The organism is Actinomadura sp. DC4, from assembly GCF_030406325.1.
GTDB lineage: Bacteria > Actinomycetota > Actinomycetes > Streptosporangiales > Streptosporangiaceae > Actinoallomurus.
Genome location: NZ_JAUEQY010000005.1, coordinates 318,901 through 341,699, shown reverse-complemented (window position 1 = coordinate 341,699; position 22,799 = coordinate 318,901). Strand labels below are relative to the sequence as shown.

At 70.1% G+C, this 22,799-nt stretch carries 22 protein-coding genes; 15 read left to right on the top strand and 7 right to left on the bottom strand.

Translation table 11 applies throughout. The annotated features are described in order from the left end of the window. Positions 1 to 76 precede the first annotated feature (76 nt). Positions 77 to 553, top strand: coding sequence for a MarR family transcriptional regulator (locus QWU11_RS11005; protein ID WP_290105034.1), 477 nt, complete (start codon positions 77 to 79; stop codon positions 551 to 553). 28 nt (positions 554 to 581) lie between these two features. Then, positions 582 to 1,406, top strand: a complete 825-nt coding sequence (locus QWU11_RS11000) for a glycerophosphodiester phosphodiesterase family protein (protein WP_290105033.1) — start codon at positions 582 to 584, stop codon at positions 1,404 to 1,406. On the opposite strand, the gene corA is transcribed toward QWU11_RS11000, so the two are convergent. After that, positions 1,403 to 2,515 (bottom strand): magnesium/cobalt transporter CorA, encoded by a 1,113-nt coding sequence (corA, locus tag QWU11_RS10995; RefSeq protein ID WP_290105031.1) that lies wholly within the window; start codon positions 2,513 to 2,515, stop codon positions 1,403 to 1,405. The two genes, QWU11_RS11000 and corA, sit on opposite strands and share 4 nt — an antisense overlap. A gap of 408 nt (positions 2,516 to 2,923) precedes the next feature. Between corA and purD the strand changes: the two genes are divergently transcribed. The 8 genes from purD (at position 2,924) to QWU11_RS10955 (ending at position 12,903) form a co-directional block, all read left to right on the top strand. Next, positions 2,924 to 4,159, top strand: a complete 1,236-nt coding sequence (purD, locus tag QWU11_RS10990) for a phosphoribosylamine--glycine ligase (protein WP_290105030.1) — start codon at positions 2,924 to 2,926, stop codon at positions 4,157 to 4,159. A gap of 46 nt (positions 4,160 to 4,205) precedes the next feature. Then, a complete protein-coding gene (gene purB / locus QWU11_RS10985; RefSeq protein ID WP_290105029.1) occupies positions 4,206 to 5,516 on the top strand; it encodes an adenylosuccinate lyase in 1,311 nt (436 codons plus the stop codon). Continuing rightward, positions 5,513 to 6,322, top strand: a complete 810-nt coding sequence (locus tag QWU11_RS10980; RefSeq protein ID WP_290105028.1) for an MOSC N-terminal beta barrel domain-containing protein — start codon at positions 5,513 to 5,515, stop codon at positions 6,320 to 6,322. The genes purB and QWU11_RS10980 overlap by 4 nt, the downstream gene beginning before the upstream one ends. Positions 6,323 to 6,574: 252 nt before the next feature. Further along, a complete protein-coding gene (gene murA, locus QWU11_RS10975; RefSeq protein WP_290105027.1) occupies positions 6,575 to 7,864 on the top strand; it encodes a UDP-N-acetylglucosamine 1-carboxyvinyltransferase in 1,290 nt (429 codons plus the stop codon). Positions 7,865 to 8,198: 334 nt separating this feature from the next. Next, the gene (locus tag QWU11_RS10970; RefSeq protein WP_290105026.1) at positions 8,199 to 9,524 is read left to right on the top strand and encodes a transcriptional regulator; all 1,326 of its coding nucleotides are present in this window, start codon (positions 8,199 to 8,201) and stop codon (positions 9,522 to 9,524) included. Positions 9,525 to 9,653: 129 nt separating this feature from the next. Then, positions 9,654 to 11,216, top strand: a complete 1,563-nt coding sequence (locus QWU11_RS10965) for a serine/threonine-protein kinase (RefSeq protein WP_290105025.1) — start codon at positions 9,654 to 9,656, stop codon at positions 11,214 to 11,216. Beyond that, positions 11,209 to 11,808: a hypothetical protein gene (locus QWU11_RS10960; protein ID WP_290105024.1), complete on the top strand. Its 600-nt coding sequence runs from the start codon at positions 11,209 to 11,211 to the stop codon at positions 11,806 to 11,808. Before QWU11_RS10965 ends, QWU11_RS10960 begins: the two co-directional genes overlap by 8 nt. Before the next feature lie 72 nt (positions 11,809 to 11,880). After that, positions 11,881 to 12,903, top strand: a complete 1,023-nt coding sequence (locus QWU11_RS10955) for an EamA family transporter (RefSeq protein WP_290105023.1) — start codon at positions 11,881 to 11,883, stop codon at positions 12,901 to 12,903. Here QWU11_RS10955 and hisC read toward each other — a convergent pair. After that, entirely contained in the window at positions 12,791 to 13,867 is a 1,077-nt protein-coding gene (gene hisC / locus QWU11_RS10950; RefSeq protein WP_290105022.1) for a histidinol-phosphate transaminase, read from the bottom strand. The genes QWU11_RS10955 and hisC overlap by 113 nt on opposite strands. Before the next feature lie 152 nt (positions 13,868 to 14,019). On the opposite strand from hisC, the gene QWU11_RS10945 reads away from it, so the two are divergent. After that, a complete protein-coding gene (locus QWU11_RS10945) occupies positions 14,020 to 14,835 on the top strand; it encodes a hypothetical protein (RefSeq protein ID WP_354670831.1) in 816 nt (271 codons plus the stop codon). 49 nt (positions 14,836 to 14,884) lie between these two features. On the opposite strand, the gene QWU11_RS10940 is transcribed toward QWU11_RS10945, so the two are convergent. From QWU11_RS10940 to QWU11_RS10920, 5 genes are all read right to left on the bottom strand, one after another. After that, positions 14,885 to 15,181, bottom strand: coding sequence for a DUF6401 family natural product biosynthesis protein (locus QWU11_RS10940; RefSeq protein WP_290105021.1), 297 nt, complete (start codon positions 15,179 to 15,181; stop codon positions 14,885 to 14,887). A 36-nt stretch (positions 15,182 to 15,217) separates the two neighbouring features. Next, positions 15,218 to 15,892: an NUDIX domain-containing protein gene (locus tag QWU11_RS10935; RefSeq protein WP_290105020.1), complete on the bottom strand. Its 675-nt coding sequence runs from the start codon at positions 15,890 to 15,892 to the stop codon at positions 15,218 to 15,220. A 167-nt stretch (positions 15,893 to 16,059) separates the two neighbouring features. Next, positions 16,060 to 17,352 carry a flotillin family protein gene (locus QWU11_RS10930; protein WP_290105019.1) on the bottom strand — a complete coding sequence of 431 codons (1,293 nt, stop codon included), beginning with the start codon at positions 17,350 to 17,352 and terminating at the stop codon, positions 16,060 to 16,062. Between the two features lie 36 nt (positions 17,353 to 17,388). After that, positions 17,389 to 17,589 carry a hypothetical protein gene (locus QWU11_RS10925; RefSeq protein ID WP_290105018.1) on the bottom strand — a complete coding sequence of 67 codons (201 nt, stop codon included), beginning with the start codon at positions 17,587 to 17,589 and terminating at the stop codon, positions 17,389 to 17,391. A 48-nt stretch (positions 17,590 to 17,637) separates the two neighbouring features. After that, positions 17,638 to 18,348 (bottom strand): hypothetical protein, encoded by a 711-nt coding sequence (locus QWU11_RS10920; RefSeq protein WP_290105017.1) that lies wholly within the window; start codon positions 18,346 to 18,348, stop codon positions 17,638 to 17,640. A gap of 166 nt (positions 18,349 to 18,514) precedes the next feature. Here QWU11_RS10920 and QWU11_RS10915 point away from each other — a divergent pair, with 166 nt between their 5' ends. The 4 genes from QWU11_RS10915 (at position 18,515) to QWU11_RS10900 (ending at position 22,701) form a co-directional block, all read left to right on the top strand. Next, entirely contained in the window at positions 18,515 to 19,099 is a 585-nt protein-coding gene (locus QWU11_RS10915) for a hypothetical protein (RefSeq protein WP_290105016.1), read from the top strand. 100 nt (positions 19,100 to 19,199) lie between these two features. Beyond that, on the top strand, positions 19,200 to 21,008 hold the full coding sequence (locus QWU11_RS10910; protein WP_290105015.1) for an AAA family ATPase: 1,809 nt from the start codon (positions 19,200 to 19,202) through the stop codon (positions 21,006 to 21,008). After that, on the top strand, positions 21,005 to 21,688 hold the full coding sequence (locus tag QWU11_RS10905) for a 4Fe-4S single cluster domain-containing protein (protein WP_290105014.1): 684 nt from the start codon (positions 21,005 to 21,007) through the stop codon (positions 21,686 to 21,688). The genes QWU11_RS10910 and QWU11_RS10905 overlap by 4 nt, the downstream gene beginning before the upstream one ends. Continuing rightward, positions 21,676 to 22,701, top strand: a complete 1,026-nt coding sequence (locus tag QWU11_RS10900) for an FHA domain-containing protein (RefSeq protein WP_290105013.1) — start codon at positions 21,676 to 21,678, stop codon at positions 22,699 to 22,701. The genes QWU11_RS10905 and QWU11_RS10900 overlap by 13 nt, the downstream gene beginning before the upstream one ends. Positions 22,702 to 22,799 lie beyond the last annotated feature (98 nt).

Here is a 22,799-nt window from a genome sequence, read left to right as displayed (position 1 = left end):
CGCTCGATGGTGAAGTCACTTCACGGTGAAGTCATCTTATCCTTGAGGGAGCGTCCAGCCAGCTTCCGGAGATCATGTGCCGCCCACCGAGCCTTCCCGCGATCCCCTGGACGCGCTGCTGCGCCGCTACTCCGTCGAGGCGGACCGCATCGGCCGCGCCTTCTGCGACCGGCACGGCATGCACCGCACCGACTTCCAGGCCCTGGGGATCGTCATGGACGCCGAGCGGCAGGGCGCGCCGATCACGCCGGCCGGCCTCGCCCGCGCCCTTTCGATGACCACGGGCGCCGTCTCGGCCGCGATCGACCGCCTCGAACGCACCGGGCACCTGCGCCGCAGCCGCGAGTCCACCGACCGCCGCCTGGTCCACCTGCACTTCACCGCCGAGGCCTGGTCGCTCGCGTACGACTTCTTCCGTCCCCTCGGTGACCGTGCCGCCGACGTGCGCGCGCGCTTCACCGACGAGGAGCTCGACACCGTCGCCCGCTACCTCACGGACATGAACGAGGCGATGAGCGAGCACCACCGGTCGCTGACGGCCCCGCCACCGTGACCCGGGCGCTGCCCCTACTCTTGGCGCCGTGGAGATTCAGGGGCATCGAGGCGCACGGGGGCTGTGGCCCGAGAACACCGTCCCGGGGTTCGCGCGGACGCTGGAGCTGGGGGTCGACGTGCTGGAGCTGGACGTCGGGCTGACCGCCGACGGCGTTCCGGTCCTCCACCACGACCAGGCGCTGCGACCCGACACCGTCGCCGACCGCGCGCCGTACCGGCCGGACGACCCGGGGTTCCCCTACGTCGGGCGGCCGATCCGCGAGCTGACGCTCGCGCAGGTCAAGACGGTCGACGCGGGCATCCGGCACGAACGGTTCGCGGAGACGCAGACGCCGCTTCCCGGCACGGAGGTGCCGACGCTCGCCGAGGTCTGCGAGCTGGTCGCCCCGCACGACGTGCTCCTCGCGGTGGAGATCAAGACCGACCCGTCGTGGCCGGAGGTGGAGACCATCACGGCCACCGCGGTCAAGGTGCTCGACTCGTACGGACTGACCGGGCGGTCCCGGATCCTGGCCTTCGACTGGCGGGTCCTCGGGGTGGCGCGCGAGCTGCTGCCCGGCGGCGATCGTGTCGCCCTGGTCGAGCCGGACACCCTGGAGGCGTCCTGGATGGCGGGCCACGACCCGGCGGGCGGCCTCGTCGCCGCGGCCCAGGCCGCCGGCGCGACGATGATCTCTCCCAAGCGCGTCATGGTCACCCCGGAGCTGGTCGCCGCCGCGCACGATCGAGGGCTGGCCGTCGTCGTGTGGACCGTGAACGACCCGGCGGAGATGGCCCGGTACGTCGCGTTCGGCGCCGACGCCATCGTCACCGACTACCCCGATCGACTCCGCGAAGCGCTGGGACGCTAGAGCCAGCCGGTGCGGCGGAAGCGGCGGTAGAGGGTGTAACAGGAGGCCGCGATGATGCCGAGGACCATCGCGTAGCCGTACTTCCACTGCAGTTCGGGCATGTGCGAGAAGTTCATGCCGTAGATGCCGGTGATCGCGGTCGGCAGCGCGAGGATCGCCGCCCACGCGGAGATCTTGCGCATGTCGTGGTTGTCGGTGACGGTCACCTGGGTCAGGTGCGCCTGCAGGATCGGGGTGAGCAGCTCGTCGCACGTCTCGACCTGCTCCCGTACGCGGGACAGGTGGTCGTCGACATCGCGGAAGTACTCCCGGATCTCGGCCGGTACGAAGCGGCGTCCGGCGAGGTTGCGCATCGGGCCGGCGAGCGGGCCGACCGCGCGCTTGAGCTGGATGACCTCGCGCTTGAGGCGGTAGATCCGCTCGGCCTGGTTGGACGCGTCGGCGGAGAAGACGCACTCCTCGACGTCGTCGATGTCGGCCTGTACGGCGTCGGCGACGGAGATGTAGCCGTCGACCACCTGGTCGGCGATGGCGTGCAGGACGGCCGCCGGCCCGAGGGCGAGCCGCTCGGGGCTCTCCTCCAGGCGCATGCGTACGGAGTCGAGCGCGCCGTGGGTGCCGTGCCGGACCGTGACCACGAAGTCGGGGCCACAGAAGATCATGATTTCGCCGGTCTGCACCACGTCGGCGCCGCCGCGCTCGACGTAGCCGACCGTCTTCATCACGAAGAACTGGACCTCGTCGTAGCGCTCGAACTTGGGGCGCTGGTGCGCGTGGATGGCGTCCTCGACCGCGAGCGGGTGCAGGCCGAACACCTCGGCCAGACTCTCCAACTCTGCCGCGTCCGGCTCGTGCAGGCCCACCCACACGAAGCGGTTCTCGGCCCCACTGTAGAGAGTGGTCGGGTACTCCTCGGCGGACTCCGGCGCGCGTACGAGCTGCACCGCGTCGGCGACGTCGGGCGTGTCGACGCGCTGACCGTCGATGTAGGCGGCCCAGTCGATGACGGCGGAGCCGCGGTCGGCGGCGGTGCGTACGCCGCCGCGTCCGGGGCGGTTCAGCGGCTTGAACAGAACGCGGGTCGCGCGGGTCGGACGAACCTTTGTCATGGCCATCTGGGGTCCTTCCCCGGCCCGGTCAACACGCGTCAGCGCGCGCGTTGGCCCGAGATTAGAACGGGGAGCGCGCGCCGTGTGCGACCGGACGCCGAGTAGAGGGGGTTGTACTAGGAGGAATCTCGGCACTTCCGCAAGGATCACCAGGACTCATCACAACCACCTCCTAAGGCTCGTTGGCGTCATCGACCAAGCTCTAAGGTTATACCGGGTAAGAAGACGCCTCGGTGGGGCGCTCGGTTCACAGCGCTCTCAACTTTTTTACCGGCACTTTCCGGCGCACCGGTCGCGTCCGTACCGGCACGATGACCGGCCTACCCGTTAATAACGGAATCACCCATCTCCGGCTTCCCTCCTGGTGACCGGGCCTGTCGGGCCCTCAGATCTGGATAGGCTCTGCGCGTGCGAGTCCTCGTTATCGGCTCGGGCGGACGTGAGCACGCTCTGATCCGTTCCCTCGCCCAAGATCCCGACGTCACCGCGCTTCACTGCGCCCCCGGCAACTACGGCACCGCCGCGATCGCCGACAACCACGTCCTCGACCCCACCGACCCGATCGCGGTGGTCGAGCTGGCCCAGCGCCTCGGCATCGGCCTCGTCGTCATCGGACCCGAGCTTCCGCTGGTCAACGGGGTCGCCGACGCCGTGCGCCGCGCCGGGATCCTGTGCTTCGGCCCCGACCGCGCGGCGGCCGAGATCGAGGGTTCCAAGGCCTTCGCCAAGGAGATCATGGCCGAGGCGGGCGTGCCCACGGCGGCCGCGCGCGTGTGCGAGGACTCCGGGGAGGTACGCGACGCCCTGGACGAGTTCGGCCCGCCGTACGTCGTGAAGGACGACGGCCTCGCCGCCGGCAAGGGCGTCGTCGTCACCGACGACCGCGAGCTGGCCGAGCGGCACGCCGACGACTGCGACCGGGTTCTGGTCGAGGAGTTCCTCTCCGGCCCCGAGGTCTCGGTGTTCGCGCTGACCGACGGCGTCACGGCCGTGCCGCTGCTGCCGGCGCAGGACTTCAAGCGCGCCTTCGACGGCGACGAGGGCCCCAACACCGGCGGCATGGGCGCGTACGCCCCGCTGCCCTGGGCACCGGCCGACCTGGCCGAGCAGATCGTCTCGACGGTCATCCAGCCCACGATCGACGAGCTGCGCCGCCGCGAGACGCCCTACGTCGGCGTGCTCTACGCCGGGCTCGTGCTCACCGAGGCCGGCCCGCGGGTGATCGAGTTCAACGCGCGGTTCGGCGACCCGGAGACCCAGGTCGTCCTGGACCGGCTGGCCACGCCGCTGTCCGGCCTGCTGGAGGCGTGCGCGGTCGGCACCCTCGGTTCGGTGCCGACCATCGAGTGGCACCCCGGCGCCGCGGTCACCGTCGTGATCGCGGCGGAGAACTACCCCGACGCCCCGGTCACCGGTGACCCCATCGCGGGCCTGGAGGAGGCCGAGGAGGTCGAGGGCGCCTACGTCCTGCACGCGGGCACCAAGCCCGAGCGGGGGCTGCCGGTCACCGGCGGCGGGCGCGTCCTCAACGTCGTCGGCACCGGGCCGGACGTCGCGACCGCGCGGGACCGCGCGTACGAGGCGGTCGGGCGCATCCGTGTGCGTGGCGGACAGCACCGTACGGACATCGCGGCGCGGGCCTGACCCACCGGTCGCTCGCGCAGGTGCCCGACCTGGGAGACTGGCTCGTGTGATCGAGCGCTACACCCTTCCGGAGATGGGCCGCGTCTGGAGTGACGCGCACAAATACGAGCTGTGGTGCAAGGTGGAGACCCTTGTGCTGGAGGTGCACGCGAAGGCGGGCACCGTCCCGGCCGACGCGGTCGAACCCGTGCGCGCCGCGCCACCGCCGACCGCCGAGCGCGTGGCCGAGATCGAGGCGACCACCCAGCACGACGTGATCGCGTTCCTGAGCGCGTGGGCGGACAACACCGTCCCGCGCGAGGCCGCGGCGTACGTGCACTTCGGCATGACCTCCTCGGATCTGCTCGACACCGCGCTCGCGGTGCAGCTCACCGAGGCCACCGACCTGCTGCTCGCCAAGGCCGACGCGCTCGTCGCGGCGCTGCGCGACCACGCGCTGGAGCACCGCGCGACGCTGCGTGTCGGGCGTACGCACGGCATTCACGGCGAGCCCGACGTCTGGGGCCACCGGGTCGCCGACTTCGCGTTCGCGACGGCCCGGTCCCGCGACCGGCTGCGGCGGGCCCGCGACGCGGTCGCGGTCTGCGCGATCTCCGGCGCGGTGGGCACCTACTCCAACATCGACCCCGAGGTCGAGCGACACGTCGCGGCGGAGCTGGGTCTCAAGCCGGCCGACGTGTCCACCCAGGTGGTCATCCGCGACGGCATCAGCGAGTGGACGTCCGCCCTGGCGATCATGGCGACGGTCTGCGAGGCGATCGCGCTGGAGGTACGCCACGGCCAGCGCACCGAGGTCCGCGAGCTGTGGGAGCCGTTCGGCCGGGGACAGAAGGGCTCCTCGGCGATGCCGCACAAGAAGAACCCCATCATGTCCGAGCGGCTGGCGGGCATGGCGCGCATCGTACGAGCCCAGGTCACGCCGGTGATGGAGGGCATACCCCTGTGGCACGAGCGGGACATCTCCCACTCCTCCACCGAGCGCGTCGCGCTGCCCGACGCCTCGATCGCCCTGGACTACATGCTGCGGCTGACGCACCGGCTGGTCACGGGCCTCGTCGTCGACCGGGACCGGATGCGGGCCAACCTCGACTCCACGGGCGGCCTGATCTACACCAGCGCGGTCCTGCTGGAGTTGGTGAACGCCGGGATGTCCCGCGACGACGAGGCGTACCCGCTGGTCCAGAAGGCCGCCATGGAGACCTGGGAGACCGGCGTGCCGTTCCGTGAGACCCTGCGCCGGCGCGCCGCCGAGGCGGGACAGACCCTCGACGAGGCTCGGCTGGACGACGTGTGCCGGCCCGAGCGTTACGTCGAACGGCTCGAAGGGATGTTCGGGCGCCTCGCGGCCCTGAGGTGACGGCCGTCGTACGGCTGCTCAACGTCTATCCGCTCAAGAGCGCCGGGGGCACCCGGCTGATGAGCGCCGAGGTGACCCCGACCGGGTTCCGGCACGACCGTGAGTTCATGCTCGTACGCCCGGACGGGGCGCGGCTGTCGCAGCGCGAGGTGCCGCGCATGGCGCTGCTGCGGCCCTCCTACGACGGCGGGACGCTCGTCGTGGACGCCCCCGGCGCCGTGGCGCCCCTCGTGCACGAGGGGCGTACGGAGGGGACACCGCGCGAGGTACGGCTGCCGGCCGGGACCTGCCTGGGCCTGGACCAGGGCGACGAGGCGGCCGGCTGGTTCGGCGCCCTGCTCGACGTGGACTGCCGGCTCATGCGGTTCACCGGGCGGCGGGAGACCGCGCGCGGCGGCGGCACGCTCACGTTCGCCGACGGCTACCCGCTCCTCGTGATCTCGGCGGAGTCGCTGGAGGACCTCAACGCGCGCCTGAAGTCCCCGCTGCCGATGGACCGCTTCCGGCCCAACATCGTCATCGAGGGGCTCGGCCCGTACGGAGAGGACTCGGTAGATCTTCTGCGCATCGGCGACATGGAGATCGAACTCGTCAAGCCTTGCGGCCGTTGTGTGATCACCACCACTGACCAGAACTCCGCCGTACGCGGGCGCGAACCCCTGCGTACTCTCGCCACTTACCGCACCCGCCGCACCGACGACGGCAGCCGCGCAGTGATCTTTGGCCAGAACGGCATCCCCCGTACGGTAGGCACCATTCGCGCAGGTGACCGCGTCTGTGCCACTACGCGCCGTTCGCACCCATGAGACACTCGAAGAACATGACGCACCGCCGGAGACGCGCGGGGGCCGTCAGGACCGGATCCGAACCAATCCCCGGCAGGCGGTCTCTAAGAGATCGAGTTAGGTGCACAAGACCGGATGTTTCGGTCATGGCACGGCAGACCCGGTGGAATACTGTGCCCCACGCATCACACCGCGTGTGGGCACTCGTGACTCGCTGACTGGAGCGAGCGGGCAGGTCAATTTCATCCCCGCATCCGAAGGAGTATCGGCGCTATGAGCTTGGGCCACGAGGTCCGTTACCGCGTGCGAGGTGGCCGCGAGTTGCGCGGCACCGTATTCGTACAAGGCGCGAAGAACGCCGTCCTGCCAATGATCGGCGCGTCGCTGATGGCGACGAAGGGCCGTACGGTCCTGCGGAACGTTCCGATCATCGAAGACGTCAGGCGAGCCGTCGAGCTGGCCCAGGCGATCGGCGCCAAGGCCGAGCTGCACGAGCCGGAACGCACTCTCGTGATCGACGCCTCGAGCCTGAGCAGCCCCGTTCTGCCGGCCGACATCGCGGCGCGCTTCCGCGGCTCGTTCCTGTTCGTGCCGGCGCTGCTGCACCGGCTCGGCGAAGCGATCATCGAGGGTGTCGGGGGCTGCAATCTGGGCAGCCGCAACCTCGACTTCCACTACAACGGCTTCAAGCGCATGGGCGCCACGGTCACCGAGCAGGTGACCGACGACGGCACCGGCTCCATCCACGTCAAGGCGGGGCACCTGCAGGGCGGGACGCTCTACCTCGACACGCCGTCGCACACCGGCACCGAGAACCTCCTCATGGCCGCCTCGCTGGCCCACGGCACCACGCTGATCAAGAACTGCGCGCTGGAGCCCGAGGTCCTCGACGTCATCACGCTGCTGCAGCGCATGGGCGCCCGCATCAGCGGCGGCGGCACCGGGTTCATCACCGTCGAGGGCGTCGACCGGCTCACCGCCGTCGAGCACACGGTCATGCCCGACCGCATCGACACCGGCGTGCTGGTCATGGCCGCGGCCATCACCGGCGGCGAGATCAGCCTGGTCGGCGCCTCGCTCGAGCACCTCGGCGTCGCGGGCGACAAACTGGAGCAGATGGGCGTGGAGTTCGCCTCCCAGGGCGCCGTGCTCCAGGTCCGCCGCGACCGGCCGCTGCGGCCGATCAACGTCATCACCGACGAGTACCCCGGCTTCGCCACCGACCTGCAGTCGCCGATCATGGCGCTGGCGTCCCAGGCCGACGGCCCGAGCTACATCTACGAGCGCATCTTCGACGGCCGCTTCAAGCTGGCCGAGGAGCTCGGGCGCATGGGCGCCGACGTCGAGGTCAACGGCAACCGCGCGAAGGTCAACGGCGCGACGCCGCTGCGCGGGACCGAGGTCGTCGCACACGACCTGCGCACCGGCAGCGCGCTGGTGCTGGCCGGCCTGGCGGCGGAGGGCGAGACCACGATCACTTCGGGTTACTACCTCGACCGCGGGCACGCCCACGTGGCGGAGCGCCTCACGACTCTCGGGGCCGAAATCGAGCGCGTGGTCTGACCCCAACTGACATCGTCAGTCACCGTTCAACCCGACCTCGTGTTACCTGTCCGGTTAGTAATAAGTTCCTCACCGGATCCGCCCGACTAGTAGTTTTTCAGCGTGCTCTTAACCGATTTTGCTCAGAGGCGTCACATCTCGTGGTCTCCGGCCGATCTGCCCAGTGGAGGAACGAAGTACACGGAGGCTGGGGCTGTCGACCAGACAGGGGCGTCAAAGGTATGAGTCATGCGTTGGGTGGAGGCCGTCCTAGGACGGACGCGAACGGGGGCAAGCGGCAGGCCGAACCGGCCGAAGGCCACCCAGGACCGCTCGTAAGCCGGAGGGGGCTTAGATGAGCGGGCCACGGAGTGGTTCGGTGACCCCCGATCTGACGATCGGAGTCGTTGGTCCACATGACCTCGTCGAACGGGTCATGCTCATGGGCCATGGTCCAACATCGGTGCCAAGCCGACTGGTCGCCGCGGCGTACCGCGACGAGCAGGAGGCGGCGGACAAGGTCGTACGGCTCGGGTCAGGGGTGGACGTCTGCCTCTTCGCGAGCCCGGTGCCGTACGAATTCGCCCGGAAGGCGGGCGTTCTCACGATGCCGGCGACGTTCGTGCCGCTGAACGGCGCAGCCCTTCAGGGCGCGCTGTTGCGGGCGTCGCTCGACGAGCGGCACGAGCCGGAACGGGTCAGCATCGACGTGCTGACCCGCGCCGAGGTCGAAGAGGCGTTCAGCGAGATCGATCTCAACACCGATCACGTGCACTTGCGGGAGGAATCCGCCGGACCGGGCACACTGGCGGCCTTCCATGAACGTCTTTGGCGGCGCGGCGCCACAAGTGTCGCGCTCACTTGCGTGCACGCGACGGCGGAGCGGCTGGAGCTGGCCGGCGTACCCACGCTGCGCATCCGGCCGACCGGCGCGGCGATCCGGTCCGCACTGCAGACCTCGGCGTTGCTGGGCGCCCACCACCGTCTGGAGGAGTCCCAGCTCGTCGTCGTCCTCGTGGACGTCCCCACCCTGCGGGAGACGCCACGGCGGGTCACGCCGCGCTACTGGCGTGAGGAGCTGAAACTCTCGCTGCAGCGTCTCCTGCTTCAGGAGGCGCACCGGATGAGCGCCGCCGTCTGGCCGCTCGATGACCACAGCTATCTCGTGACCGCCACCCGCGGCTCGATCGCGGCGGCGACGGAGGGTTTTCGCACCCCTCCGTTCGTGGAGCGCGTACGGGAGGAGCTGGGCCTGGCCATCGAGGTCGGCATCGGCATGGGCCGTACGGCCCAGGAGGCGGAGACGCACGCGCGTGCGGCGCTTGCCCGTTCGCAGACCTCGCAGCGGGCACAGGGCTTCGCGCTGGATCGCGACGGGCGGGCGCTCGTGCCCGCGCCGCGCACGCCACCGCGCGCCCAGTCGCCGGCCAAACCGAAGGGCTTGGAGATCCTTTCGCGCCTGGCCGACCGGCTCGGCGACCAGGAACAGCCGCTCATCGTGGACGCGGAGAACGCCGGCAACATGCTCGGCGTGACCCCGCGCACGGCGCGACGGCTGCTGCGGACCCTCGTGGAAGAGGGGCTCGCCTGGCCGCTGCCGCCCAACCGGACACCACAGCCGGGCCGTCCGCGGCAGCTCTACCGCCTGATCGTGGAGAAGCTCGGGCCGAAGAATCCCTGATCAACGTCGGTGCGCCGCCGTGGCCGGATCCGGCCACGGCGGCGCACCGATTAAACCGGACACTCTTCTCAAGCGTCGCATTCTTAGCGCACGTCAATCGACGTGGGGGCGCGTAGAGCGAGGATCGTCATGATCGGTGACTGGACGGTTCCCGGATATCGGCATGTGCGTCCGCTGGGCGAGGGCGCCTCCGGGAAGGTGATGCTGGCGGTCCACGAGGCGACGAACGCGCCGGTGGCCATCAAGTACCTGTCCGAGCAACTCCGCTCGGACGAGACCTTTCTCAGCCGTTTCCGCGCCGAGGCGCGGCTGATGGCCGATCTCGACGACCCGTACGTCGTCCGCTTCTATGAGTACGTCGAGGCCCCGGACGCGGCCGCGCTGGTCATGGAGCTGGTCGACGGCGTCACGCTCAAGGAGATCATCAAGTCCGAGGGTGCGACCGGGCCCGAGGCCGCGCTGCTCGTCCTCAAGGGCTCGCTCCTGGGCCTGGCGGCCGCGCACGCCGCCGGGGTGGTGCATCGCGACTACAAGCCCGGCAACGTGCTCGTGGACGAAGAGGGCCGCAGCAAGCTCGCCGACTTCGGTGTCGCCGTACGCGCGGGCGACGAGGTCACCGCTTCCGGAACTCCCGCGTACATGGCGCCCGAGCAGTGGATCGCCGGCGCGGTCACCACCGCGACGGACGTCTACGCGGCCACGGCCGTCTTCTACGAGTGCCTCACCGGCGAGCGCCCGTTCAACGCCAAGGGCCTCTGGGCGCTGGCCGCCGCTCACCGTTCGGAGCCGATTCCGGTCGAACGGGTCCCGCCGCCGCTGCGCGGTCTCGTCACCTTCGGCATGGCCAAGGATCCGGCCGACCGGCCACGCTCGGCCGACGCGTTCCTCATCGAGCTCGAAGAGGTCGCGGTCGCCACGTACGGCCCCGGCTGGGAGGAGCGCGGACGCGCACGCCTCGCGGCGCTGGCCGCCCTGCTGGCCTCGCTGTTCCCGATGGCGGGTGCGACGCCGGCGGTCGCCACGGCGCTCGCCCTCACGCGCCTCGGCCGGCGACGCCTGGCGATGATCACGGGCGCGCTGATGGCGGCGGTGCTCGCGGGCGGTGGCGGCGCGGCCGTACTTGCCGGGGTCCACCACGGCATCGGGGCGCACACGAGCGTCACCTCCAGCCCGGAGGCCGCCCCCGAGCCGAGCACGTCCCCACCGGACTCCACCTCGCCCAGCCCGTCGCCCACCGTCTCCACACCGGAGACGACCCCGCCGACGAGCGCTCCGCCGACCACCACTCCGGCCTCGGACCCGGTGACCAAGATCCCCAAGCCGGTCATCAGCAAGATCCTTCCCACGCCGACGACGGTCAGCGGGCTGACCGTCTCAGACTTCAGCCTCACCACCCGGAGCGCGAGCGCGAGCGTGAGCTTCACGATCCACGGCCCCGGGAACGTGACCGTGTCGGCGAGCTTCGCCGGCGTGGGCGGCACGGGTACCGATGGCACGCTGGCCCGCGCGGCCGCGGCCGGCGACTCCCAGACCGTGAGCGGCAGCGGATCGCACACGGTGACGTTCTCCCACGACTTCGGGCGTGAGTGCCCCGACTCCGCGACCGTCAGTGTCACCGCGTCGCCCGGCGGATCCGCCTCCGCGACCACCCAGAACCAGAAACCGTGCGAAGTGGTGGGGACCGTTGGATGAGACGCGACGAGAGCTGGAGACCCAGCCTCTCGACACCCGGCAGGACTACGCCACGCAGCACGGCATCGAGACGATGTTCGAGGGCAGGTCGTCCACGGACGACGTGACGATGCGGTTCGGGCCCGGTGTGTCGCCGAGCGTGGCCGGTCTGTGGCGCGAGGGCCGGCCGGCCCGCAGGCGGTCGCCCGCACGGCGGGTCGCCGGCGGCCTGCTGACGCTGGGCCTGGCGGTTCTGAGCGGCCTGGTCGTGTGGTGGCTGCTCCACCAGTCCGGCCCGGCCGCGGCGGTGACCGGCGTGACCGTGAGCTCGCCGTCCGGCGTCCAGCCCTGTGGCGCGACGGCCGTCGTCGTCGGCGTGATCCACACCAACGGCGGGCAGGGCGACGTCTCGTACCGCTGGCGGCGCAGCGACGGCCAGAACTCCAGCGTCTTCACCGACACGCTGCCGCACGGCAAGAAGTCGATCCGCGTCCCCCTGCGCTGGACGGTGCAGGGCACCGGCACGATGCACGCCATCGCCACGCTGGAGGTCATCAGCCCGAAGACCGCCGGCGGCACCGCCTCCGGCGCCTTCGACTACAGCTGCCACTGACCAGGCCCCTCGTCCCAAGGGGCGATATCAGGCTGCGCTCTGTCAGAGGCATGGTTTAGCGTGTAATGACCAATGAGCGCACAGACTACTGACTCCCGTTCCTCGTTCGTCTGGATCGCCCTGCCGATCGTCTACGTCGTCTGGGGCTCGACCTATCTCGGCATCCACTACGTCGTGCAGACGATGCCGCCGCTGATCAGTGCCGGTCTCCGGTTCGTGGTCGCCGCGGTCCTGCTCGCGGTCGTCCTCGCGGTCAGGAGCGGTCCGCGGGTCCTGCTCGTGCCCCGGCGCCGGCTCCTCACCGCAGCGATCGTCGGGCTGTTGCTGCTGACCAGCGGAAACGGCCTGGTCGGCGTCGCGGAGCTCCACATGTCGACCGGCCTGGCCGCGCTGCTCATCGCGAGCGTGCCGCTGTGGCTGGTGGTGTACCGCTCGATCACCGGCGACCGGCCGGCGGCGGCCACGGTCGCGGGCGTGCTGGTCGGCTTCGGCGGGCTGGCGCTGCTGACGGTCACCCGCGGCGGCGGGTCGGGCAGCCCGCTCGGCGTCACGATCATCATGATCGCCGCGCTGTCGTGGGCGACCGGCTCGTTCCTGTCCTCGTGGCTGACGATGCCGGCCAACCCGTTCGTGGCGAGCGTGTACGAGATGGCCGCCGGCGGCCTGGCCCTGCTCGCCATCGGGTTCGGGCGCGGCGAGAGGCTCCACCTGGACCAGGTCTCGGGCACCTCCTGGATCGCGCTCGCCTACCTGGTGGTGTTCGGCTCCCTGGTGGCCTTCACCTCCTACGTCTGGCTGCTCGGCAACGCGCCGATCTCGCTGGTCGGCACGTACGCCTACGTCAACCCTGCGGTGGCCGTGCTGCTCGGCGTGGCGTTCGCCGGCGAGCACGTCTCCTGGATGATCCTGCTCGGCGGCCTGGTGATCACGCTCGGTGTCGGCCTCGTGGTCTCCACCGAGCGTGCCGGGCGTGCCGAGGAGGTCAGCCCTCCTTCGCGGTCCGATACAGCTCGGCCACCGCGAGGAACGCGTCGTTCTCCTCGGGAGACCCGATCGAGACGCGGGCGCCTTCGCCGGCGAACGGGCGTACGCTGACGCCCGCCGCGTCGCAGGCGGCGGAGAAGGCCATCGTGTCGTCGCCGAGGGGCAGCCAGACGAAGTTGGCCTCGCTCGGCGGCACCCGCCATCCCCGGGCTCTCAGCGTGTCGTAGACCCGCTCGCGCTCCTTCACCGTCGAGGCGACCCGGTCGAGCAGCTCACCCTCGGCCCCCAGTGAGGCGATCGCGGCGGCCTGGGCGACGGAGTTGACCGAAAACGGCAGATAGGTCTTGCGCACCTGCTCGGCGATCGCCTCCTGCGCCACCATGAAGCCGATGCGCAGCCCGGCCAGGCCGTACGCCTTGGAGAAGGTGCGCAGGACCACGAGGTTGGGCCGGTCGGCGTACAGCTCGAGGCCGTCGGGCACCTCGGGGTCGCGGATGTACTCGTGGTACGCCTCGTCCAGCACGATCAGGCAGTCCTGCGGCACCCGGTCGAAGAACTCCTCCAGCTCGCGGCGGCGGACGGCCGTGCCGGTCGGGTTGTTCGGGTTGCAGACGAAGACCAGGCCGGTGCGGTCGGTGATGGCGTCGCCCATCGCCCGCAGGTCGTGCGTCTCGTCGGTGAGCGGCACGCGTACGGAGGTCACGCCGGACAGGTCGGCCAGGGTCGGGTACGCCTCGAAGGAGCGCCAGGCGTAGACGACCTCGACGCCGGGCTCGCCGATCGACTCCAGCAGCATCTGCGCGACGCCGACCGAGCCGCAGCCGACCGCGACGTGGGCCGCGGGCACGTCGTGACGTGCGGCGATGGCCTCGATCAGCGCGGTGCAGCCGTTGTCCGGATAGCGGTTGACCAGGCCACCGGCGTCCGCGATCACCTCGCGGACCGACGGGAGCGGCCCGTACGGCGACTCGTTCGAGGACAGCTTGTAGGACCGGCCCTCTGACGAGCGCGCGACCTTGCCGGGCCGGTAGGCGACGTACTCATCGAGTACCGAGCGGAAGCGTGGCTTGGACACCTTTGTCCTCCCTGTGAAGAGGCGTACGACGTCACTTTAGGGACTGCGAGGGCCTGGAGCCGCCCCCGAGCCAGCTCAATCAGCATGTTTTGCCAGCAAGTGGGGATAAATCCGTACTACCGGGTGGCCGTTCTGTCGGGGGGGAGACAGCCATGAGGTACTCGATGGCCGCGATCGATATCGGCCAAAGTCTCCAACGGATGTTGGACAACGTCGTGAGGATCGTGCCGAAGCTCATCGTCTTCGTGGTCATCCTCATCATCGGCTGGATCGTGGCCAAGATCATCGAACGTGCGGTGGCGGCGGTCCTCGAACGCATGCACTTCAACCGGGTGGCCGAACGCGGGGTGGTGGGCCGCGCGCTGCAACGCAGCGACTACGACGCGAGCCGGCTCCTCGCACGGCTGTTCTTCTACGCCATCCTGCTGATCACGTTGCAGATGGCCTTCAACGTCTTCGGTCCCAACCCGGTCAGCGACTGGCTGCGCGCCATCGTGGCCTGGCTGCCGAGGCTGGCCGTCGCGATCATCATCGTGGTCATCGCGTCGGCGATCGCGCACGCGGTCAGGGAACTGCTCGTCGCGGCGCTCGGCGCCGTGTCATACGGGAAGTTCCTGGCCGACGCGGTGGCGGCGTTCATCGTGGTGCTCGGTGTCATAGCGGCGCTCAACCAGATCGGCATCGCCACGACGGTCACCGAACCGCTGCTGATCACCGCGCTGGCCACGATCGGCGCCATCCTCGCCATCGGCCTGGGCGGCGGACTGATCAAGCCGATGCAGCAGCGCTGGGAGCGCATCCTGTCGACCGCCGAGCGTGACGTCGAGTCCGTGCGCAGCTCCGCGTACCAGCGGGGCCGTGAGGACGCGCTGCGCGGCGGCGGTGTGCCGACCGAGGGCGGACGGCCGCACGAGACGCCGGGCACGCCCGGCATGCCGCGCGGCAAACCGCGCGATATGCCGCACTGACGGTGAGGGGCGTCGCCGGGGGCCTGCCGGGCTCCCGGCGACGGCCGCGTCAGCGACCTGTCTTACGCAGGAGCGCGTGGACCGCGATCACCCGGGTGGTCTCCCAGTCGAACTCGCCGGTGGGCCACCAGCCGCGTTCGATCGCGGCATCGACGAAACCGTGCACATAGTCGAGCAGGACCTCGGCGACCGGATCATCCCCGGACGCCTTGATCACATCCCGTACGGCGGCCATGTGCTGGTCCACGGCCGCGGCGAGCCCGGGGGCGCGGCGCATCTCTTCGATGCCCGCGTCACCGACCTCCGCGATGAGCTGATGCACGATCTCCGACGAAGCTTCCGACATGGCCAGGAACGTTACCAAGAGCTACGAAATGCCTCGTCACCAGGTCGGTCGCATCATCGGTGGATGCAGCGACTCGGCGTCTCCCCGGCGGTAGAGCCGGGCCGGCCGGCCGCCGTCGCGCGTCGTCGTGCCGCCCGTCGGCACGAGGAATCCGTCCGCTCCGGTGACCTTCCGGTGGAAGTTCCTGGGGTCGAGCGGGTTGCCCCAGACGATCTCGTACACGTGGCGCAGCTCGGCCACGGTGAACTCCGGCGGGCAGAACGCCGCCGCGAGCGGGGAGTACTCCAGCTTGGCGCGGGCGCGCTCGACTCCGTCGAGCAGGATGCGCCGGTGGTCGAAGGCGATCCGGCCCTTCTCCGTGAGCTCGGCGACCGGCCGCCACATCACCTGGGCGCGAGTCGAGGCGGGCAGGTCCGGGGCGAGCCCGAGGTAGGCCACGCTGACGACGCGCTGCCGGGGATCACGGTCGGGATAGCCGTACGTGGCGAGCTGTTCGAGGTGGACCCGTACGTCGGCCAGCCCGGCGCGCTCGGCCATCAGCCGCCGGCCCGCGACCGGAAGGTCCTCGTCGAGCTGGACGAATCCGCCGGGTAGCGACCAGCTCTCCGCGTACGGCGGGCGGTCGCGCCACCAGACGAGGGCGCTGAGCTGGTGCTCACGGACCGTCAGAACGACGAGATCGACCGTGACGGCCACGCGTGCGTTGGTCATGAAGCCTCCTTGGCCGGCTCCATGACCGCGGTGCTGTGCTTGTGGATTCCCTCGCTCCTCTCGGCCATGTCCGCACGTTAGCGTCCGGCCCCCACGGCCGGTGCCGCAGATCGGACATGCGGAGGGCCCGGAGCGAAAGACCCGGGCCCTGGCGGAGAGGTGTTGGACTACTTGTCCGGGTTGTCGTCGACGGGGACGAGCTTTCCGTTCTGCGGACCGGAGTTCTGGCCGTTCATCGTGGAGAGAAGCTGGCGGGCGACGCCCAGCCCGGTGCCGCCGAGGGTGAGCGCCTTGGCGAGCATGTCCTCGACGCCCTGCGCGCCGTTGAGGACGACCATGTTGTCGACGTTGCCGAAGACACTGGCACCCGCCTCGACGATCTCGGGCCAGCGCTCGGCGAGCTGCTGGGCGATGACCGCCTCCTGGTTCTCCGCGAGCGCCTCGGCCCGCGCCTTGATCGCTTCGGCCTCGGCGAGACCGCGTACGCGCACCGACTCGGCCTCGGCCTGACCGTTGATCTTGGTGGCCTCGGCCTCCGCCTGGGCGCGGGCGACGGCGGCGCGCCGCTCGGCCTCGGCGAGGGTGACCCGCTCGTAGGCCTTCGCGTCGGCCGGCTTGCGCACCTCGGCCTCCAGGGCCTTCTCGCGGCGCTCGGCCTCCAGCTCGGCGTTCTTGGTCTCCTTCATGATGACCTGCTGGCGCGCCTCGGCCGCGGCCTGGTCGACCTGACCCTGGTACTCGCGCCTCTTGATCTCGGTGTCGCGGATCTGCCCGGCGTTGGCCTGCTCGGCCATCTGCTCGGCCTCCGTGGCCTCCTGGTTGCGCTGCGCCTCGGCGATGCGCGCGGCGGAGGCGACGGCGGCGGAGTTCGGCTTTCCGAGGTTGTCGATGTAACCGACGTTGTCTTCGATGTCCTGTATCTGCAACGAGTCCACGACGAGGCCGAGCTTGCCCATCTCGTCCGCGGAGGACGTACGGACCTGGTTGGTCAGCCGGTCGCGATCACGGAGCAGGTCCTCGACGGTCAGGTTGCCGACGATGGAGCGCAGGTGGCCGGCGAACAGCTGGTGGGTCTTGTCGTCCATCATCTTCTGCTGGTCGAGGAAGCGCCGCGCGGCGTTGGCGATCGAGGAGAAGTCGTCGCCGATCTTGTAGATCACCACGCCGCGTACGTGCACCTTGATGCCCTGGGAGGTCACACAGGTGACTTCCAGTCCGGAGACGCGGGTGTCGAGGGAAAGGCGGCGGCAGGTCTGGAAGCCGGGCAGGACCATCGTCCCCTTGCCCGTCGTGATCTTGAATCCCAGGCTTTCCGCCGTGTCCCGGTTGTGGGCCTTCGCCCCGAGACCGGAAATGATGAGCGCTTCGTTCGGCTCCGCGACCCGCCAGATCGCCTTGAAGATGACGATCAAAACGATGACCGCGACCAGTGCACCGATCACCACGGCGAAAACCGGCATGGCTCCTCCTCGGGGGGCCTAAAAAAGACGATGACGTCAAATAGACGCAGAGGAGACGTAAACGGTTCGCGGTGGGTGGTAATCCATCACCACCACGAGAGAACCGACCGGGATTTCCTCGCCCTGGATCGCGGAATAGCCGTAGAACGCCTCGACCCCGCCCCGAATCGGGATCATCACCTCACCGACAAGGCCCGGCCCGATCTTGCCGGTAACCCGGCCCTGCCTGCCGACCACCGCGTCCTCCTTCGTCACCGCGCAGGCTACCCGCAGCGTGGGAGGTCCCTAGGGAAGAATCCGCTCCGCCTGCTGGTAGGCCCTGCGCGCGTATCGCTCGGCCTCGGCCTGGGTGGCACCCGGACCGTACAAGGTGATCGTCGCGAGGTAGCCGCGTGAGCGCAACACCACGAACCACGTGCGGACCGTGGTCGTACCGGTCGAGGTGAGCACTCCCGCCGTACGCGAGCCCTCGCCGATGTGCGCGCCGGAGGGTTCGACCAGCGTGTCGGAGACCCAGACGCGGCCGACCTTGACCCGGATGCTGCGGCAGCCCAGCGGGATGCGCACCTTGACCTGGCGGGCGGCCACATCGGGCCCGACCGCCATCAGCGTCTCGGTGACGCTCTGCCGGGTGCCGTGGGTGAAGGCGGCGAGCGCGGAGGGCGCGGCCTGCACCGCCTTTTCCTGGTTGAGCGCACGGGTCGACGACGCGCATTGCGGTTTGTCGAGTTTGACCGCCTGCTGCATCTGATTGAGGTTCTGCACGGCGGCGAGCGACCCGTATTCGCCCCATTGCGGCGCACCCGAGCGTACGTATCCGGGAATGTCGGTGAGCAACGCCTGAGTGAGCTGATCGGCGTTGTACGAGCCGGGCGCGGGCGCCGCGGACGACGGAGAGGAGGTCGCCGCGACGTGGCCGCCGCCACCTCCGCCGCAGCCCGCGACCAGGGCCAGGAGCAGCAAGGCCGCAAGGGCCGACGGGGTACGCGATGTCATGTCGAATGACGATAGCGCAGCATTGGGCCGCCACGCGCCGCAAATCACTGCCAACGATTAACCCCGGGCGCCGCTCTCACGGTAAAAATGGAGAGCGACGGTTCGACCCAAGGAATACCGCACGAAAATTGTCCCAATCAGTAGCATTATCTTCGGGGGAAGCTGAATGCTCCGGAAAACGTTCGTCATCATTCCGATCATCTTGCTCGCGCTCTCGGGGTGCAGCAGTAAGTCCAAGGAGGCGGCCGTGACGGGGGCGGCGCCGACCGTCGGGGCGCCGACGGCCCCCGCGGCCACGCCGACCGACTCGGCCACGCCGGTGGCGTGCCCGACCGCGCAGACGCGAAAGTTCGCCAAGACGCGCTTCATCACCAACGCCGGCCTGGCGGCCGGCTCGTTCAAGCGTTACATCTACGACCCCTACCGCAAGGGCACGTTCAAGAGCGGCGCGAAGGGTCAGAAGCGGGCGATCGTGAAGGCCGCCGCGGCCGGGCTGTTCACGCTCGACCAGATCCGGCGGGCCAGAGCCAACGTCCACGCCGACCCGACGCTGTGCAAGGCGCTGTCCGCTCCGATGCAGCGTCTCGGCTCGGTGATGAAGGGCCTCGTCGACAAGCTGAAGCGCGGAGAGGTCGACCCGAGCGCCATCGGCGTGGCCTCCGGCGCCCTCGAGCAGACCCGCGGGTCCGCCGGCAGTGTCGGCGCCGGTTTCAAGGACAAGAACGTTCCCAGCAACATGATCGGCGGCTGACGGCCGACATCGGACACGACCGCGTGATCACCTGGGCTCGGTGGTCGCGCGGTCGTCGTCCTTCTCAAGTGCCGCCCCCGTTGGGGTTACGCTTCATCAGATGACGACGCAGGGGACGACGGACGAGACGCGGCTGGCGGGCTTTCCCGCTTTCGTCCGCGAGCTCGACGCGACCCTTTCTGTGCACCCGCAATATGTTCTGTGGGGCAACCTGCACGACAGCTTCCTGGTGCCGGAAGAAGGCCGCCTCTTTCCGCTGCGCGACCTGCTGTGGGAGACGCTGCGCCGCAGCGGCTACTCCTTCATGGTCGTCTACGACCAGGTCGACGGGCTGCGCGTGCACCCCGCCGACGACCGGGCCGCCGCCGACGCCGCCGCGAGCCTGTTCGGCAGCCGGGTGGACGAGCGCAAGGTGCCCTCACTCGAGGGCCTGCGCACCTACCTGAGCTCCCTCGCCCGCCCGTCCCGTCCGGTGCGCGCCGCGTTCGTCGTCGACTACGCCTCCCGCATCGCCCGCAGCGCCACCGAGCTGGAGCCCGCGGAGAAGGACTTCTTCGTCTTCTGCGAAAAGCTGTCGCGCACCGCCACTCCCGTACGCGGGGAGGGTGAGCGCCCCAAGCCGCTGTACAACCCGATCATCTGGCTGGCCGGCCGCCCCGGCGACCTGCCGCCGTGGCTGACCGCCGACAACGACGGCATCCGGGAGATCCCGGTGCCACGCCCGCACCTCGGCGACCGGCAGCAGACCGCGCGACTGCTGGCCCGCGCCTTCGAGGCCACCGACCCGGACCTCGACATCACCGACGACTTCGCCCAGGAGGCCGAGGGGCTGACGCTCCAGGCGATGATCGAGGTGACCCGGCTCGCCAAGGAGCGCGAGGTCCCCCTGGAGGACCTGCCCGACGCGGTCCGCACTTACAAGCTCGGCGTGCTCGACAACCCCTGGAAGCGCGAGCACCTGCGCAAGCGCATCGTCGACGGCGAGCAGCGGGTGCCGGCGCGCGTCGTCGGCCAGCCGCAGGCCGTCACCAAGACGCTCGACATCCTCAAACGTGCCGTCCTCGGCCTGTCCGGGGCCCAGGCCGCGCGCGCCTCCAGCCGCCCGCGCGGCGTGCTCTTCTTCGCCGGGCCGACCGGCGTCGGCAAGACCGAGCTGGCCAAGGCGATCACCTCGCTGGTCTTCGGCAACGAGGACGCCTACCTCCGGTTCGACATGAGCGAGTTCTCCGCCGAGCACGCGGGCGACCGGCTGATCGGCTCCCCGCCCGGCTACGTCGGCTTCGAGGCCGGCGGCGAGCTGACCAACGCGATCCGGCAGGACCCGTTCCGCGTCGTCCTCTTCGACGAGATCGAGAAGGCCCATCCGCGGATCCTGGACAAGTTCCTGCAGATCCTCGAGGACGGGCGTCTCACCGACGGCCGGGGCAACACCGCGTTCTTCTCCGAGTCGATCCTGGTCTTCACCTCCAACCTCGGCACCCGGCACGTCACGCCCGGCATGCCGTACACCGAGCTGGAGACCGAGATCCGCGGCGCCGTCACCGAGCACTTCACGACCGAGCTGAACCGCCCGGAGCTGCTCAACCGCTTCGGCGACAACATCGTGATCTTCGACTTCATCGGGCCGGAGGCGGCGGGTCGCATCTTCGACCTGCAACTGGCCAACATCTGCCGCCGCGTGAGCGACGAGCACCACATGAAGCTCCTTCTGTCGGACGAGGTGACGGCCACGCTCCGCGACTGGTGCACGAGTGAGCTCGACAAGGGCGGCCGGGGCATCGGCATGGCGCTCGAGTCCTACTTCATCAACCCGCTCGCACGCGCCCTCTTCGACCGCGGCCCGGCCACCGAGGTGACGGTGACCGGCATCCGGCGCGAGGGGCACATCGCCGTGGTGGACCTTCGGTGACAGAGCGAGAGACGGCGGGGGCCCGAGAGAGCACGACTCTCCTGCTCGCCAAGGCGCACTATCCGGTGACGACGCTCGGCCCGGGCCGGCGCGCCGGCATCTGGACCCAGGGTTGCACCATCCACTGCCCGGGATGCATCTCGCAGGACACCTGGGAGGCCGATCCGGCCACCGCCATCCCCGTCTCGGCGGTTCTCGGGTGGCTACGGTCACTCGACCGCGTGGACGGCGTGACGATCTCCGGGGGAGAGCCGTTCCAGCAGCCGGCGGCGCTGCGGGAGTTGCTCCTCGGCATCCGAACCTGGGCGCCGCCGGAGGTGGACATCCTGGTATACAGCGGGTACGCACTGTCACGACTACGACGGTCCGCGGAATCGCGCGAACTTCTCGCGCTCTGCGATGCCGTGGTCACAGGGCCGTACATCGGCCGCCTGAACTCCCAAGACTTCAGGCATCTCTGGCGTGGCTCGACCAATCAGCGCATCATCCCTGTTAGTGAGCTAGGCGAGAAACGCTATGGTGACGCGGAGGGCGGCGAAACGCGGCCGCACATGCAGATGTCGGTCGAAGCCGACCGTATTTACTACATCGGGATTCCACGGAGGGGCGACATGGAGCGGCTGACAGAGCGACTCTCGCTCTCCGGAGTCCACGGCGGGGAGGTGTCATGGCGTCCCTGACATGCCCGGTCTGTGCCGCTCCGGTGCGGCAGGGAGACCTGATCTGTATCAACTGCGGGGCGAACCTCGCCCGGCGTGAGGCTCCGCAGCAGCAGTACCCCCCGCAGCAGGACCAGCAGCAGGGATACCCGCCGCAGGACCAGGGTTACCCCCCGCAACACGGGTACCAGGGTCATGACCAGCAGCAGGGGTATCCGCCGCAGGACCAGGGCGGGTACCAACAGCAGGGCTACCCTCCGCAGCAGGACTACCAGCAACCGCAGCAGGGGTACCAGCAGCAGGACCGCGGCTACCCGCCGCAGGACCAGGGCGGGTACCAGCAGCAGGGCGGCTATCCCCCGCAGCAGGGCGGCTACCCCCCGCAGCAGGACCAGGGCTACCCGCCGCCGCAGGACCGGCAGCAGGGCTACCCCCCGCCGCAGCAGGACTACCAGCAGCAGCAGCAGGGGTACCCTCCGCAGCAGGGTGGCTATCCCCCGCAGCAGCAACAGGGCTACGGAGGCGGCTACGGGTCGCCGGGCGCACCGCACGTGCCCCCGCCGCCGCGCGAGCCCACCATGACCGGAGGCGAGTCGACGGCGGCGTTCACGCCGTTCTGCCCGCACTGCGGCGCCGAGATCCCCGACGTCGGCAACCCGGTCTGCGTCCAGTGCCTGCGTCCGATCAACGACACGGGCGCCGGAGGCGGTGGCGGTCCGCAGCAGGTGAACGTCACCGTGACGTTCTCCTCCGGCGACCTCCAGGTCACGCCGGGCCAGGAGCTCGTGCTCGGCCGTGACCCGGTGCACTCGCCGGTCGCGAGCGCGTTCTCCCGGTTCGACAACGTCTCGCGCCGGCACGCGACGCTCGGCATCGACAACAGCGGTCAGCCCTGGATCCGCGACGAGCGGTCGACCAACGGCACGTTCGTCAACGACCGCCGGCTCCAGCCGGGCGAGCAGGCGTCGCTGCGCGACGGCGACTCGCTGCGCCTCGCGGCGGACGCCCGCGGCCAGGTGCGCGTCGGCCGCTGACGCCCGCGAAACCCTGGCGATCCGTGGCGGATCGCCAGGGTTGTTCCATCTCCGACCGCGACTTGTCCTGCGGCGCGGGCGCCTCCCGCCGTACCGTG